16 protein-coding genes and 2 pseudogenes are annotated in these 14,422 nt (G+C 65.9%); 16 read left to right on the forward strand and 2 right to left on the reverse strand.

Annotation, left to right across the window (positions count from 1 at the left end):
• Positions 1-120: 120 nt before the first annotated feature.
• The 7 genes and pseudogenes from DVS28_RS09635 to DVS28_RS09665 form a co-directional block, all read left to right on the forward strand.
• On the forward strand, positions 121-702 hold the full coding sequence (locus DVS28_RS09635) for a TetR/AcrR family transcriptional regulator (RefSeq protein ID WP_164710292.1): 582 nt from the start codon (positions 121-123) through the stop codon (positions 700-702).
• Positions 703-906: 204 nt separating this feature from the next.
• Positions 907-1,782 carry an alpha/beta fold hydrolase gene (locus DVS28_RS09640; RefSeq protein WP_114591253.1) on the forward strand — a complete coding sequence of 292 codons (876 nt, stop codon included), beginning with the start codon at positions 907-909 and terminating at the stop codon, positions 1,780-1,782.
• 143 nt (positions 1,783-1,925) lie between these two features.
• Positions 1,926-2,345, forward strand: coding sequence for a leucine zipper domain-containing protein (locus tag DVS28_RS09645; protein ID WP_114591254.1), 420 nt, complete (start codon positions 1,926-1,928; stop codon positions 2,343-2,345).
• 13 nt (positions 2,346-2,358) lie between these two features.
• Positions 2,359-2,712, forward strand: coding sequence for a transposase family protein (locus tag DVS28_RS09650; protein WP_114591255.1), 354 nt, complete (start codon positions 2,359-2,361; stop codon positions 2,710-2,712).
• A pseudogene (locus DVS28_RS09655) lies at positions 2,709-3,299 on the forward strand (ISL3 family transposase); the annotation flags it as partial. The gene DVS28_RS09650 and the pseudogene DVS28_RS09655, both read left to right, overlap by 4 nt.
• Positions 3,290-3,706: a transposase gene (locus DVS28_RS30225; protein ID WP_114594101.1), complete on the forward strand. Its 417-nt coding sequence runs from the start codon at positions 3,290-3,292 to the stop codon at positions 3,704-3,706. The pseudogene DVS28_RS09655 and the gene DVS28_RS30225, both read left to right, overlap by 10 nt.
• 35 nt (positions 3,707-3,741) lie before the next feature.
• A pseudogene (locus DVS28_RS09665) lies at positions 3,742-4,331 on the forward strand (integrase core domain-containing protein); the annotation flags it as partial.
• 50 nt (positions 4,332-4,381) lie between these two features.
• Here the strand turns inward: DVS28_RS09665 and DVS28_RS09675 are convergent.
• Positions 4,382-5,005 carry a TetR/AcrR family transcriptional regulator gene (locus DVS28_RS09675; protein ID WP_114591258.1) on the reverse strand — a complete coding sequence of 208 codons (624 nt, stop codon included), beginning with the start codon at positions 5,003-5,005 and terminating at the stop codon, positions 4,382-4,384.
• Positions 5,006-5,178: 173 nt separating this feature from the next.
• Positions 5,179-5,370 (reverse strand): transposase, encoded by a 192-nt coding sequence (locus tag DVS28_RS09680; RefSeq protein WP_114591259.1) that lies wholly within the window; start codon positions 5,368-5,370, stop codon positions 5,179-5,181.
• 472 nt (positions 5,371-5,842) lie between these two features.
• On the opposite strand from DVS28_RS09680, the gene DVS28_RS09685 reads away from it, so the two are divergent.
• The 9 genes from DVS28_RS09685 (at position 5,843) to DVS28_RS09725 (ending at position 14,389) form a co-directional block, all read left to right on the forward strand.
• Positions 5,843-7,426: a class I adenylate-forming enzyme family protein gene (locus tag DVS28_RS09685; protein ID WP_164710297.1), complete on the forward strand. Its 1,584-nt coding sequence runs from the start codon at positions 5,843-5,845 to the stop codon at positions 7,424-7,426.
• Entirely contained in the window at positions 7,423-8,175 is a 753-nt protein-coding gene (locus DVS28_RS09690) for an SDR family NAD(P)-dependent oxidoreductase (protein WP_114591261.1), read from the forward strand. Before DVS28_RS09685 ends, DVS28_RS09690 begins: the two co-directional genes overlap by 4 nt.
• A gap of 76 nt (positions 8,176-8,251) precedes the next feature.
• Positions 8,252-9,028, forward strand: a complete 777-nt coding sequence (locus DVS28_RS09695; protein ID WP_216826516.1) for an enoyl-CoA hydratase/isomerase family protein — start codon at positions 8,252-8,254, stop codon at positions 9,026-9,028.
• A gap of 12 nt (positions 9,029-9,040) precedes the next feature.
• Complete coding sequence (locus DVS28_RS09700; protein ID WP_114591263.1) at positions 9,041-10,015, forward strand: enoyl-CoA hydratase/isomerase family protein; 975 nt, start codon at positions 9,041-9,043, stop codon at positions 10,013-10,015.
• On the forward strand, positions 10,012-11,025 hold the full coding sequence (locus DVS28_RS09705) for an LLM class flavin-dependent oxidoreductase (RefSeq protein ID WP_114591264.1): 1,014 nt from the start codon (positions 10,012-10,014) through the stop codon (positions 11,023-11,025). The genes DVS28_RS09700 and DVS28_RS09705 overlap by 4 nt, the downstream gene beginning before the upstream one ends.
• Complete coding sequence (locus DVS28_RS09710) at positions 11,022-12,155, forward strand: acyl-CoA dehydrogenase family protein (RefSeq protein WP_114591265.1); 1,134 nt, start codon at positions 11,022-11,024, stop codon at positions 12,153-12,155. Before DVS28_RS09705 ends, DVS28_RS09710 begins: the two co-directional genes overlap by 4 nt.
• Positions 12,152-13,168, forward strand: a complete 1,017-nt coding sequence (locus tag DVS28_RS09715; RefSeq protein WP_114591266.1) for an acyl-CoA dehydrogenase family protein — start codon at positions 12,152-12,154, stop codon at positions 13,166-13,168. The genes DVS28_RS09710 and DVS28_RS09715 overlap by 4 nt, the downstream gene beginning before the upstream one ends.
• Before the next feature lie 75 nt (positions 13,169-13,243).
• Positions 13,244-14,146 (forward strand): amidohydrolase family protein, encoded by a 903-nt coding sequence (locus tag DVS28_RS09720; protein ID WP_114591267.1) that lies wholly within the window; start codon positions 13,244-13,246, stop codon positions 14,144-14,146.
• A 21-nt stretch (positions 14,147-14,167) separates the two neighbouring features.
• On the forward strand, positions 14,168-14,389 hold the full coding sequence (locus tag DVS28_RS09725) for a hypothetical protein (RefSeq protein WP_114591268.1): 222 nt from the start codon (positions 14,168-14,170) through the stop codon (positions 14,387-14,389).
• Positions 14,390-14,422 lie beyond the last annotated feature (33 nt).

Below are 14,422 nucleotides of genomic sequence, written 5' to 3' on the forward strand. Positions count from 1 at the left end.
GCTTTCGGCGCCGGTGGCGGATCTCCTGCATCCTCGACACAAAAAGTTTTCTGAGGGCACAAAAGGGGTGGCCGCGGCAGCGCGCATTGCCAGTCCGGGCGTCCCCGTAGGATCAACGGGGTGACGGACATACGGCGAGAGCTGTTAGCGGCGGCGGGACGACAGGTGGGCGTCACCGGCCTGCGGGGCTTGACGGTGGCCGGCGTCGCCACCGAAGCCGGGGTGTCGCGGCCGACCGTCTACAAGCACCTGGGGGACAGCGACGCGATCGCCGGCGCCCTGATCGCGTGGGAAGCCGACCGCTTCTTCGCCGCCATCCGCCCCCTGATGGAAACCGAGGAGCCCCTCGCGACACGCCTCACCGCGGCATTGACGTTCACCGCCGACTACGCCAGGGACAACACCGTCTTCCAAGGGCTGCTCCAGCGCGAGCCGGGCGCCACCCTCCCTCTCCTGACGACCCATGCCGAGCCGTTGATCCGACGCGCCATGTCACGTCTGCTGCCATTCCTGGTCGATCTCCACGCGACGGCGGCCGACCGCGCCGACATCATGGCCGAATGGGCGGTTCGGGCCGGCCTGTCGCTGGCACTTACTCCCCCCCTTCACGACAACGCGGCCACCCGGGCGGTCCTGCAGGGGATCGCGGACTCACTCGTCAAAGGGCTCACGATCGCCGCCGACGGGACCGGGCCGCCCTAAGCCTGAATCCACCGACGGGTGATCTGGCGGCGGGATTGTGTCGGTGGCCACCCGGGCATGGCGTGAGCGCGGCGTTCAGCCGGTCTCGCCAGGCATGCGACTGGGTCCCCCGCACGACCACCATTTCACTGGACGGAATCCCGCCGTTGATCGCTGATGGCGAAGAACCGAATCTGGGTCTGCCACCCGACCAAGGAGACCTGAATGCCGAAGACCGCGACGCTCTGGAACGAGACCGTTGGATGCGAGGTTCGCTATCGTGACGCCGGCGGTGTCCGGACGCGCACTCTGGAGACCGGTGACGGTCCGGTGCTGTTTCTTCTTCATGGGACGGGTGGACATGTGGAGGCCTTCGCCCGCAACATGCATCGACTCGGCCAGCACTTCCACGTCGTCTCTGTCGACATGATCGGGCACGGACTGACCGCCAAGCCCGACATCCCGTATGTCATCACTGACTACACCACGCACCTCCGAAACCTGATGGACGGTATGGGCGTCCAGACTGCGCACTTCCTGGGCGAATCACTTGGGGGTTGGGTGGCGTCATGGCTGGCACTGGAGTCCCCGGAGCGGATCGACAAGCTGATCAACTGCACCGGTGGCGTCTTCCGCTGGCCCGAGGGGGAGGACCCTCAAGAGGCAGAGGAGCGGCGCAACATGGTCAGCAAGAGCCAATCGTTGAAGGAGTTGACGCGGGAGAACGTCCGCAAGCGGCTCGAACTGCTGTTCCACGATCCCAACGACTGCACCGACGAGCTCGTCGACCTCCGGCTATGGCTGTACGAGCGCCCTGAGATGAAGGAGGTCGTGGCACGACTGCACCACATGCTCCCCTACGATTCACCAGCGCGTGCGGAGTACAGCCTCACCGAGGAACGTCTCAAGGCGATCAGCGTGCCCACGTTGTACCTGTGGGGCGAGTACAACCCAGGGTCCTCGGTTCGGAGCGCGGCCAGAGCGGCCGAGCTGACTCCTGACGCCAGCCTCGTCGTGATCGATGACACAGCCCACTGGCCGCAGTGGGAGGACCCGGAGCCGTTCGATCAGGCGGTGCTTGACTTCTTGATTCCGGGCTAACGCGTCCGGGGGCTGCAACCGCGCAGGTGTCCACGCCACCTGCGTATTCTCCTCGATACCTAGGTGTAGTTCCCCGACAGGTTGTAGACAGCATGAGAGCCTCCCCAACTGTCAGGTTCTAAGTAACGGTAAGGGAGGCCCTCGTGCAACATCGTAGTCATCGTCGAGCCCGTTTGACCATTGAGGGCCGTCGCTTGCTGGTCCATCGGGTCGAGGAGCTGGGCTGGCCAGCCGCCAGGGCTGCCGAAGCGATGGGTGTTTCGCGGGCTACCGCCTACAAATGGCTGCGGCGATTCCGGGAGGAAGGCGATGCCGGTCTTGCCGATCGGTCCTCGCGTCCCCACCACCTGGCCAACCGCATCGATGTGGGCCGCGAGATCGCCATCGTCCGGTGCCGCCGGCAGACCCTGCAGGGCCCCCATCGCATCGGCTGGGAACTGGGAGAGGCCCCATCGACGGTCAACCGGGTCCTGCGCCGCAACGACCAGCCCCGACTGGCCGATATCGGGCTCTTCGCCATGAAGCGTGGTTCGGCCGGTGATGGTTCACCCGTGACGGGCTGAAGCCTCCCGAGACTTGCAGCTGTTCGACGGCAGCAAGTTCAACAGGAGGCTTCAGGTGACGCAGGCTAACGCTGCCGCGGCCGCGATGCTGGGGATGCCCGGCTTCGTGGTGCTCGCGGTGACCGAGATCCACGGGGAGATCGAGACCACGGTGCAGACCGACCCTGGCCTGGTGGGTTGCGGCGACTGTGGGGTGCGAGCGATCGGGCACGGCCGCCGCGAGGTCGTGGTGCGTGACGTGCCGGTGTGTGGCCGCCGCGGCCGCGTCCGCTGGTCCAAGCGGATCTGGGGCGGTGCCCCGAGGCGGCCTGCCCGACCGCGACCTGGACCGAAGCGCACGGTGCGATCCCGTCGCGGGCGTCGATGACGGTCCGGGCGGCGGTGTGGGCCTGCCGACGGGTCGGCCGGGACAACGAGACGGTCGCGGCGGTCGCCCGTGATCTGGGGTGTGGCTGGCACACCGTCATGCGGGCCGTCCGCGAGCATGGCCAACCGCTGGTCGACGACCCCGCCCGGCTGGACGGTGTCCGCCAGCTGGGGGTGGATGAGACCGCGTTCCTGCGGGCCCGTCGGGTGCGGCACACCAGCTACGTCTCCGGCATGGTCGACACCGCCACCGGCCGGCTGCTGGACGTGGTGCAGGGCCGCACCGCCGCCGCGCTGGGCGACTGGCTCGAGGAGCGGCCCGACGACTGGAAGGCCGCGATCGGCGTGGTCGCGCTGGACCCCCACCGCGGCTACGCCAACGCCATCGGGCAGCACCTCGGGCACGCCACGTTGGTGGTGGACCGCTTCCACGCCATCCGGCTGGCCAACCGTGCCGTGGACGACGTCCGCCGCCGGGTCCAGCAGGAGACCACCGGCCACCGTGGCCGCAAGCACGATCCGCTGTACCGGATCCGCCGCACCCTGCTGCAGATCGCTGACACCCTCGTGGATCTGCAGTGGACCCGGCTGGAAGCCGCCTGGGACTTCGCCGATCCCGACGGGAGGTCTATGACGCCTGGGCGGTCAAGGAACTGGCCCATGACGTCTACAACGCCCCGACGTTGCATGACGCCCGCGAGGCGCTGGCCGACCGTACCAGTGGGCCGCCGACAGTGGTGTGCCCGAAGCCGTCCGACTGGCCGGCACCTACTGCCGCTGGGAGGGCCGAGATCTTGGCGTTCCACACCACCGGCGGCGCCTCCAACGGCCCCACCGAGGCCTGCAACCTGATCATCAAGAAGGTCCTCCGCGTCGGCCATGGGTTCCGAAACTTCGACAACTACAGGCTGCGCCTGCTGTTGCACTGCGGCGTGGACTGGCACGATGACCCGGCTGCACGCCTCAGGAAGCGTCAACCACGCTTAGCGGCGTAGACCCCGATATCGACCGGGCCACCCGAACCGTGGTGCGCTACCAGCGAGACGAACCGGGCGAGCTGATCCATGTCGATGCCAAGAAGCAGGGTCGCATCCCCGACGGGGGCGGCTGGCGGATCCACGGCAGAGCAGCCGGCACCCCGCGGCTGCGTGATCAACGGCCCGACGGACCGCGCGATGGCCGGCCGCGGTTGGGCTATGACTACCTGCACATCGCCGTGGACGACCGCTCACGGATCGCCTACGCCGAGGCCCACCGCGACGAACGCAAGGAGACCGCTGCGGCCTTCATCACCCGTGCGATCGCCTGGTTCGCCGAGCACGGCATCCACACCCAGCGGGTGATGACCGACAACGGGTCCTGCTACCGCTCCCACATCTTGCCAACGCCCTCGCCGAGGCCGGGGTCGCCCACAAGCGGACACGGCCCTACCGGCCCCAGACCAACGGCAAGGTCGAGCGATTCAACCGAACCCTCAAAGAGGAGTGGGCCTACGCCCGCGACTACCTGTCAAACCAGGCACGCCTGGACGACCTCGCCCGCTTCGTCCACGACTACAACCACCACCGCGGCCACTACGCTCACAACGGAGGCACACCCATGTCACTTGTCAACAACGTCCCGAGCAAAGCACACCTAGGGCGCCGGCCGTCTCAGATCTTATTTCGGCCTCAGCCCTTGTGCATCATATCGCGAACGGCGAAGGACCGAAACGCCGACGCCGATACGATGTCAGCGACGCGGTCGGGATCGGCTTGATGCATCGACGGGTACCACTGCGCGATCCAGTTGGCCTGCCCCAGCATGCAGTACACCGCCAGCACCGGGTCCTCGTCGACCAACTCACCCGTTTGGATGCCTTCGCGGTAGAGTTCGACGAGTCGATCGGTATATGCCCGCATGCGGCTGCGGATTTGCTTGGCGTAGCCGGGGCGCGCCCTGGCAATCTCATTGAATAGCACCGAGGCCGCCGCGGCGTTGTTGGCGATCACTAGTGCGTGGGCCCGCAGAACCGCGGCGACGCGCTGTCCTGACGACATGTCGCTGGACATGACGGCGTCGAACCTGTCCTCCACCCGGGCCAATGCGTGGTCGAGGATCGCCTCGAGCACGTCCTCCTTCTTGTCGTAGTAGTAGTAGTAGGCCGCCCCGCTGACCCCCAGGGCCCCCATGATGTCATCCAGGGTCGTTTCCCGGAACCCCTTGCGGCTGAACAGCTCCGCTGCCGCGCTGATGATCGCGTCGCGTCGAGCGTCCAGGTCGCGGCGTGCAGGTTTCGTTCGATTGGTCGCCACTCATAATCCTTGAGCCAGAATCCCGTGTGGGGCTACTGCACCGAGGTGTCATCGTATCGGCTGTCTTGTCATTTGCGAGCCGACACGCACTCCCGTGCTGTCAATGTCCACCAGAAGCGCCCTGTGGGCGGTCAAGAGCTCTCCCCGCTGGTGGCCAGAAGATTTCTGGGTCATCAAGAGGATTCGTGGGTGCTGACGTGACGGCCGGGTAGGGGCGGGCACAGTCCGCCGAGGGTGAGCATGGCGATCGCGATCATCGCCTCGGGGGTGCGGAACCCGAACGCGCGGCGGTGGATCACGCGCAGCTTGGTGTTGGTGCTCTCCACGATTGCGTTGGAGAGCTTCAGGCGGCGGGCGTTCCGGATCTCGGCGCACGGTGTCGCTTGATCTTTGGCCCAGCTTGACGAACGCCTCGATGCGGCAGCGCTGCGCCCACGCCAGCCACTTGTCCAGCATCCGCGACCTTGATCTGACCTGCACGTTCGTCACCAAGGCATCGAAGAACGCCTCCACGGTCGCCTCCGATCGGCCTGCCTTGGCCCACACCAGCCGGCCGGGCACCGCCGGACACTCCCGAGCCAAACCCTGCGGCCGGCTCAACAAGAAGGTAAGGGGGCGACCCGCGGAACGGTTCGTGCTCAACGCCATGAGCCGTGCGGATGCCACGGGATCATTCGACGCCCGCCCACAGCCTGGGATCGGCCGGTCACGGCCAGTAATCGCTCTCCACGACAACGCGACCTTGACAGTGGGCAGAAGATTGCTAGGTTGTTTGTTGACAAGCAAATTTGTTTGTTGGCAAACAGAAGATCACCGATTGAGGGAGGGCCTGGAATCGTGAGACGCGCAGGCGGAACGGCGGCGCTGATCGACCGAGGAGACCCAGAGATCCGCTCGGTCGCGCCAGCGGTGTCCTTCGATGACCAAACCCTCACCTATGCCCAGCTGCGGGAGCGGGTATCGGCGATGGCGGCGAGGCTGGCGGGCGTCGGCGTGGAGTCAGGTCACGCCGTGGGGCTGGTCCTTCCCAATGGGCTGAACATGATCGTGGCGCTGTACGCGTGCTGGTGGCGCGGCGCCACGGCGGTCCCGATGAACCACACCCAAACGGCTCGTGAACTGCGCTTCGCCATTGAGGACGCGCAGGTCTCCCTGGTGTTGGTGCACCCTGACCAGTACGAGGTCGCGCGGGAAGCCGGACCCGAGGGTCGGACCTTCGCCTACGGTCCTGGTATGCCGCCCACTGGGGCGGAGGCGCTCCCACCGGCCGGCGGCATGGTCGAGCCGGAGCCGGTTGCCCCCGAGGATCCCGCGGTGGTCATATTCACCTCCGGGACGACCGGCCGTCCCAAGGGGGCGGTCCTCAGCCATGGGTCCCTCGACAAGGCGAACGCGGCGATCGGTGCCGCCCTGAAGGGGCGGCCGGGTCCCTACGACATCAAGGCCGGTGACAGGCCTCCGACGTTGGTCGCCCTCCCGCTCTCCCACACGGGCGGACTCTGTTCGCTGATCTTCGCGCACTACGCCGGACGACACGCCGTCGTGCTGCGCAAGTTCCGTCTGGACGACTTCCTCATGGCGGTTGAACGCCACGGGGTGGACACTGTGGTCGCCACGCCCACGATGCTGCAGATGCTGCTGCACGCCCCCGAGATCGAGCTCCCCGGCGTGCGCATGGTGCAGTCCTCCGGCGCTCCGCTGCCGCCCTCGGTGAAGAGCCGTTTCGAGGCGCGGTTCGGGATCCCCATCATTCAGAACTATGGGCAGACCGAGGCGCTGCACGTCGCCGGGTGGACACGCGAGGAGTTGACCAGCGGCACATGGCGGCCCGGATCCGTCGGGCGGCCCTATGCCGGGGTCGAGCTTCGGATCCTCAGCGACGACGGCGTGGCGCAGGCCCCGGACGAAATCGGGGAGATCGTGGTGCGCTCGGACCACACAATGTCGATGTACATCGGTGCGGAAGCTCGGGATGGGGGCGCGGTCGACCCCGACGGTTGGCTGTTCACCGGCGACCTCGGCTACCTCGACGCCGATGGGTACCTCTTCGTCGTCGATCGGAAGCGGGAAATGCTGCTGGTTGGCGGCTTCAATGTCTATCCGGCTGAGATCGAGAATGTTTTGCTGGACCACCCGGATGTGTCCGAGGTGGTCGTGGTCGGGATCCCCGACGAACGACTTGGCGAAGTGCCCCACGCCTTTGTGGTCCCTCTGGAGGGCCGCAGCGTCTCCGCGGAGGCCTTGGTGGCCTATACCCGGGAGAACTTGGCCCACTACAAGGCGGTCCGAGGCGTGACCGTGGTTGAGGGTCTTCCCCAGACCCATTCACAGAAGATCAAGCGGAAGAGCGTCCGAGATATGGCGCTCTCGTCGGCAGCGAACAAAAGTTCGGATGTTCCAAACCAGGAGGACAATCAATGAAGCTCGATGGCAAAGTCGCATTCGTGACCGGGGCGGGGCGGGGGATCGGGGAGGCCATAGCAATGCGTTTGGCCCAAGACGGTGCCACGGTGTACGCCGCAGACATGGATGAGGCCACGGCGAAGCAGACGGCCAAGCACATCCTGGCCGACGGACTCAAGGCCAAGGCCGTGACCCTGGACGTCACCGATCTGGAGGCGGTCAAGGACGCGATCGCGACAGTGGCGGAGGCCGAGGGCGGGCTCGACGTACTGGTCAACAACGCCGGTTGGGATCAACTCGAGCCATTCGTGCGCTCGGAACCGGCGACGTGGCAGAAGGTCATCGCCATCAATTACCTCGGGGTCATCCACACCACACACAGCGCCCTTCCGGGGATGCTGGAGAGGGGCTCGGGTCGGATCGTGAACGTCGGTTCCGACGCTGGTCGCGTGGGATCGAAGGGCGAGGCGGTGTACTCGGGGGCAAAGGGTGCCGTGATCGCGTTCAGCAAGACCGTCGCCCGAGAGGTCGCGCGAGATGGCGTTGGGGTCAACGTGGTCTGCCCGGGGCCGACCGAGACCCCGTTGGTTATGGAGCAGGTGGCTGACAACGAGCGACTGCTCAAGGCGTTGGAGCGGTCGATTCCGTTGGGTCGCATGGGTCGTCCCGAAGAGGTCGCGCACGCCGTCGCCTTCCTCGCCTCGGAGGAGGCCGGGTTCATTACCGGCCAGACGCTGAGTGTCTCTGGTGGGCTGACGATGTCGTGAGGCCCCGCACCACGTTCTCGCCAGAGTGGCCCGCCTGTTGGCGGCCATGTGAATGTCAGGTATCTCAATGACCGCCGTGACGATCAGCCTCGAGCGACAAGGGTCCACCGCGGTGGTGTGGCTGAACCGTCCCGAGGTGCACAATGCGATCAGCTACCAGCTTGCCGACGATCTCGTCGAGGCCATGGAGGATCTCGCCGCGGACGACACGACTCATGCAGTCGTATTGGCCGGCAAGGGGCGCTCATTCTGCGCGGGCGCAGATCTCGCGGAGGCCCGTCAAGTGGACGGAGTCGCGGCCGCGGTCGAGTTCCTGCGGCGAATGCGCCGGGTCTTCGACGCGGTCGCGGGATCGCCGTTGCCCACGGTTGCGGCGGTGCACGGCATAGCGCTTGGCGGGGGTTGTGAGCTGGCAGCGGCCTGTGACTTCCGACTCATGGACCAGGATGCCAAGATCGGACTCCCCGAGCTGAAGGTTGGCGCACTCCCGGCCGGGGGTGGGATGTCACGGCTCGTGTCGTTGATCGGCCTCCCACATGCGAAACAAATGGTGCTCACCGCCGAACCCGTTTCGGCCGTGAGGGCCAAGGAGATGGGGCTCGCCACCGACGTCATCGATTCCGGGGTGGGGGTGGCCGCCGCGGCGGTGGCGTTCTCCGAGAGGTTTGCGTCGCTGCCTCCCGCCATCGTCCGAATGGCAAAGAGCGCCCTGAACACCAACGCTCGCACGGATGCCATGGCCGCGGCCGAGATCGAGTTGATGTCGACCGCTGCGGCCTTCGGCACCAAGGACCGCGCGGAGGGCATGAGCGCCTTCCTCGAGAAGCGCCGCCCATTGTTCAACGGAAACTGACCTGGAGGAGCCATGAAGGACGACAGAGCCGAAATCCACACCTGGGAGTATCAGGAGTTCCGAAGCGTAGTGCGCGAGGGCGAGATCCTGTACGGGGTTGACGAAGAGCGTCATATTGCGACCATCACGTTCAACGCCCCGGAGCGCCTGAATGCGGTCTCGATCGCTGGCTTCGATTACGTCAGCACCTTGATCAAGCGGGCCGAGCGGGACGAACGCGTCCGGGTCATCGTCCTGCGAGGGGAGGGGCCGTGCTTCGGAACCGGGGGAGATGCCTCGGAGCTTGGGTACTACATCGGCTACGGCACGGGAAAGGACGGGTCGCCGCGTCGTCCCAGTCAGCGACGCCGTATGGTCCCCGACCGAGATGTGTTGTTCGGCAACCTCGGGGTCGAGCAGGTCATCGGCCGGTGCTTGAAGCCGACCGTCGCCAGCGTTCATGGGTACTGCTACGGCGGGCACCTTCAGATGGCGTTGTCGTGCGATGTGCTCATCGCCGCCGATGACGCATTCTTCGTGCATCCCGCGTGGCGCTACCTCGGTCCGATCTTCAACATGAACCTCTTGGTGGAGAAGGTCGGTGTGACCAAGGCCAAGGACATGCTGTTGACCGCTCGCCCCGTGGGGGCCGACGAAGCAGAGGCCTGTGGCTTGGCGACCAAGACCGTGCCCGTTGACGAACTGGAGCAATGGACCGCGGACTACTGCACCGCCATAACCACCCTGCCCAGCGACGGCCTGTCCATGGGCAAGGCGATGATGGAGATGGTTCTGGACGCGCGCGGCGCTCCAGAGGGTTCGCTCGCGGGTTGGATCGGTCACGGGTGGATCAGCAACCTGCAGTTCGCTGAGGACGAGTGGAACTTCTTGAAGGCCCGTCGTGACGAGGGGCTCACTCAAGCCCTCCAGCGACGCGACGAGATGGTGCCCGAGTACTTCCGAATGGCCCGACACCGCGGTCGGTCGCGTGGGAAGGACAACGGGTGAGCGTCAAGGTCGGGGTGTCCATCTTCGGACACTTGTTCCCCATGTCCGCCCTGGTGGACCTGGGCGTGTCGGCCGAGGCAGCGGGCGCCGAATCCGTGTGGGTGGGTGAGTACCACCGCAATCCTTGGGTGCTTGGTTCGCTGATCGCGAGTCGAACGCAGCGGGTCACCATCGGCACCTCCATCGCGCTGGCATTCGTGAGGTCCCCACTGGTGACCGCCTTGGCGGCCCTCGACCTTGACGAGGCGGCCGAGCAGCGGTTCGTGCTCGGACTGGGGCCACAAGTCCGGCGAGGGATCGAGAACTGGCACGGTATGGCCTACCCGGACAAACCAGCCCGTCGCATGGCCGAGTTCGTCGAAGCGACCAGGACATCGATGCGCACGCACCTGCCGGATCCGCAGACGTACGTGGGTGACTACCACCGCATTGACCTCACCGGTTTCAACCGTCACCCCGCACCGGCGCGCGAGGTCCCAGTGCACGTTGCGGCGGTTAGGGAGGGAATGATCAGGATGGCGCAGCAGGTCGCCGATGGCGTGATCGGCCACATCTTCTGGTCCCGTCGGTACGTGCAGGACGTCGTCACGCCGTTGCTGGAGGGCGTCCGGGACGACTTCGAGAGGTCCGTTACCGTGCTGTGCTCGGTGCAGGAGGACCCCGGCCTCGCCAGAATCGATGCCAAGCGGACCCTGGCGCACTACGCCAGCACGCGCACCTATCGCGACATCCTCGCAGCAGACGGATTTGGCTCGGCGGCCGATGACTGCAGGGACGCCGTACGCGCCGCTGATCACGAGGCGATGGTCCGGGCCGTCCCCGATGCAATGCTTGACACCTACGCGATCGCGGGTCCACCAGACGAACTCCACGATCGTCTGGCGGCGGTCGCGGGACACATGGATCGCGCGATTCTCGTCCCCGCCTACATCGGGACGCCGATGGCGCGGGCTGAACAGGCCTACACCACGATGTTCGCGGCGCTGCGATCACGAGGTGGCACGACATGAGCTCCTCAACTCACGCGCGTCTGCGCCAGGAGGCCATCGCGTTCTTTGAGGCCGAAGTCTCGGCCAGCGTCCGGTCGGAACTGGCCGAGCTCGGCGCGGAGTTCGTTCCCCGCTTCCACCGCAAGATGGGCGAGGCGGGATGGATCGGCCTCCAGTGGCCCGAGGCCTACGGTGGCCGGGCGCAAGGGCATGTGGCTGGAGCGATTCTGCAGGAGGAGGCCGCCCTGGCCGGGGCTCCGGTACTGGCCTCCAACATCAATGCGATCATCGGTAGCACGCTGATCGTCCACGCGGCTGAGGAACTCAAGCGCCGAGTCCTCCCCCGACTGATCAGCGGCGAGACCGTGCTTTGCCTGGGCTACAGCGAACCCGAAGCCGGTAGTGACTTGGCGTCGCTGCGAAGCCGCGCTGAGCGCTCTGGTGACGGCTGGGTGATCAATGGGGCAAAGACTTGGACCAGCTTGGCTCACGTGGCTGATCACATGTTCTGTCTCGCCCGAACCAATCCTGATGCGCCACGACACCGTGGTCTCACCATGTTCTTGGTCCCGATGGCCGACGTCGCCGTGGAGCCCATCTGGACCCTCGGTGATTTCCGGACCAACGCCACGTTCCTCGACGGCATCGAGGTGGACGACCGGGACCGGGTCGGGCCAGTCGATCACGGGTGGGACGTGGTGATGACGGCCCTGGACTTCGAGCGGGCGGGCACCGCCCGAGTCGGGGAGGCCAAGCGGTTGCTTTCGCAGTGCTTCCTGGCCGCGCGTTCACGCGGCGGGTTCTCCGCCGTCGAGCGGGACCGGACTGCCGAGCTGTGGTCCCAAGTGCTGGTGGTGGAGTCGTTGGCCTATGAAGTCGCGCGTCGACAAGAGGCGGGAGAACCCGTGACAAAGATGTCATCCATTGCCAAGGTCGCCGGCACCGAGTTGGTCCAGCGCGTGGCGCTCGCCGTCATGGAAATGTTGGGTTCGGACGCGCTGCTGTCACGGGGCGCACCGGGGGCCGTCGCGGACGGTGAGGTGGAGGTCGCGTACCGAAACGCCGTGCGGTACACGGTCACCGCGGGCACCAACGAGATCCAGCGCAACATCATCGCCCAACGGGGCCTCGGTCTGCCGAGGTCGTCATGACGGAGGATCATCGGTCCCCGGACCGCCAGATGCTGGTGGGCACGGTGGCGAGGCTGGTCGATGACGAGACCGACGAGACCGCCCTGCGCGCCGCTGAGACAAGCGGAACGGGGTGGATGCCCGCCCTCTGGCAGTCACTCGCGACTGCGGGATTCGTGGGCCTTGGCAGCAACGATGGGGCAGGTGGCGACCTGCTCGACGACGTCTTGGTGGCCACGGAAGTGGGTCGCTCGATGGCGCCGCTGCCGGCGGCGGAGTCCGGGGCCGCGCTCACGGTGATGACCGCGACTGGCCTCGCGCCGGGGCTGGTCGACGACGTCCGCGACGGGACCCGCCTCGTGGTGCCGCTCGTGGTCCCTGATCCCGAGTCCGCGGTGCTGGCTTCCCACGTGGTGCGCTTCGCAACCGCCGCCGACGCGATGCTATTGCTGTCGACCTCCACTAGTGAGGTGGCCGTGGTCGAACCGGACATGGTGGACACGGTGCAGGTGCAATCCATGGACCCGTTTCCCGTGGCTCGGGTGCGCCTGCGGGGGTTGCCGAGCATGGTGCGGGCCCCACAAGCGGTCGCACAGGGGACGGAGTTCCTGTGGTTGTTGCGAAGCGCCATTGCCGTAGGGGGCATGCGAGCGGCCCTCGACTACGCGGTTGAGTACGTGTCGGAGCGTCGCCAGTTCGGACGGTCCGTCGGATCGTTTCAAGCGGTGCAACACCGACTGGCCGATGCCGCCATTGACGCCGAGCTCGGGACGCATTCGGTCATGGACGCGGCAACTCGTCCCGCCGATGATCGTCGGCCGCAATCCGTCGCCGCCGTGCGGCACTGCTTACCCGCCTATCAGCGTGTCGCGGCAGCTACCTGCCAGGTTCTTGGCGGCTACGGGTTCAGCATGGAATACGCCGCGCAGCGCCACTTTCGCCTCGCGACCGCCCTGCGCTTGGGCACACCCCCCGCCGAGCCATCGCTGCTCATGGCTGATCTTCGGCGGCAAGCGACCAACCTCATTCGCTGAACGGCTCCTCCACCGCCCGGCTCGGTCCCCGGACGCATCCATATCTCACTTGACACGACAACGAAGGACATATCAATGGGTGATATTGCAGCACTCGACATAATGAACCACCCGACCGAGGCGGATCGCAGCCTCTGGGCGGACAAGTTCGACTACAAGGAGTTCCAGATCATGACGCGGACGACGTTCCGTACGGTCTTCAAGGGCGTGGTCCCGGACCAGGAGACGTTGCGGAACTCGCCGGCCCTGCAAGGGCACGACTCGGTCCAAGACCTTTTGTCGGAGATGGACCGCCTGGGCTACGACAAGGTCGTTATAACGGCGACGAAGATGTGGTCCCCCTACCACCACCGCGACTTCATCCTGAACTACCCGGTGAGCTTGGTCGCCAAGATGGTGGAGGAGGGGAAGGGCCGCATCATCGGTGCCGCCAGCTACGATCCGTTTCGGATCAGTGACAGCCTCGCCGAAATTGAGACGGCGGTCAGGGAGCACGACTTCCGCTACGTGTGGTTCCACCCCTTGTCATTCGGCTTGGAGCCCAACGACCGGCGCTTCTATCCGCTGTACGCCAAGTGTCAGGAGTTGGGGATTCCCGTTGGTCTGCAGGTCGGCCACTCCGCGGAAGTGCTGCCGAGCAACGGCGGGCGGCCGATGCTCGTTGACGACGTCGCGATCGAGTTCCCTGACCTCAAGATCAACCTTTCTCACACCGGTTGGCCGTGGGTGGACGAATGGTGCTCAATGCTGTGGCGCCACCCGAACGTCTATGGGGACATTTCCGCGTACTTCCCGAGTAGCTTGGATCAGAACCTCGTGCGGTTCATGGACAGCTCTCGCGGGCGGCACAAAGTGCTCTTCGGCACCAACGGCCTCGGGCTGGAGCGTTGCAAGTCTGACTTCTTGGCCTTGGACATCAAGGACTCCACCAAGCAAATGGTTCTGCACGACAACGTCGCAGAGTTCCTCGGCCTCTAGCTCCGCGCCCCTGCCTTTCCATTGACCCCGACCTTCAGCGCAGACATCCGGCCCTTGTTCCGGGCCAAGGACGTTTCGGCAATGTCGGCGTTCTTCGACCTGCACTCCTATACCGACGTCGTAATGCACGCCGATTCCATTCTCCAGCGCATCGAGGACGGCAGCATGCCGTGCGACCTGATGTGGTCGGATCAACAGGTGGCGCTGTTCGCGGACTGGCTGGCCGCTGGAATGCCGGAATAGTCCACTTATTTGTTGACAAGCAAACAGGGTGGA

This window comes from Euzebya pacifica (genome assembly GCF_003344865.1).
Classification (GTDB): Bacteria; Actinomycetota; Nitriliruptoria; order Euzebyales; family Euzebyaceae; genus Euzebya; species Euzebya pacifica.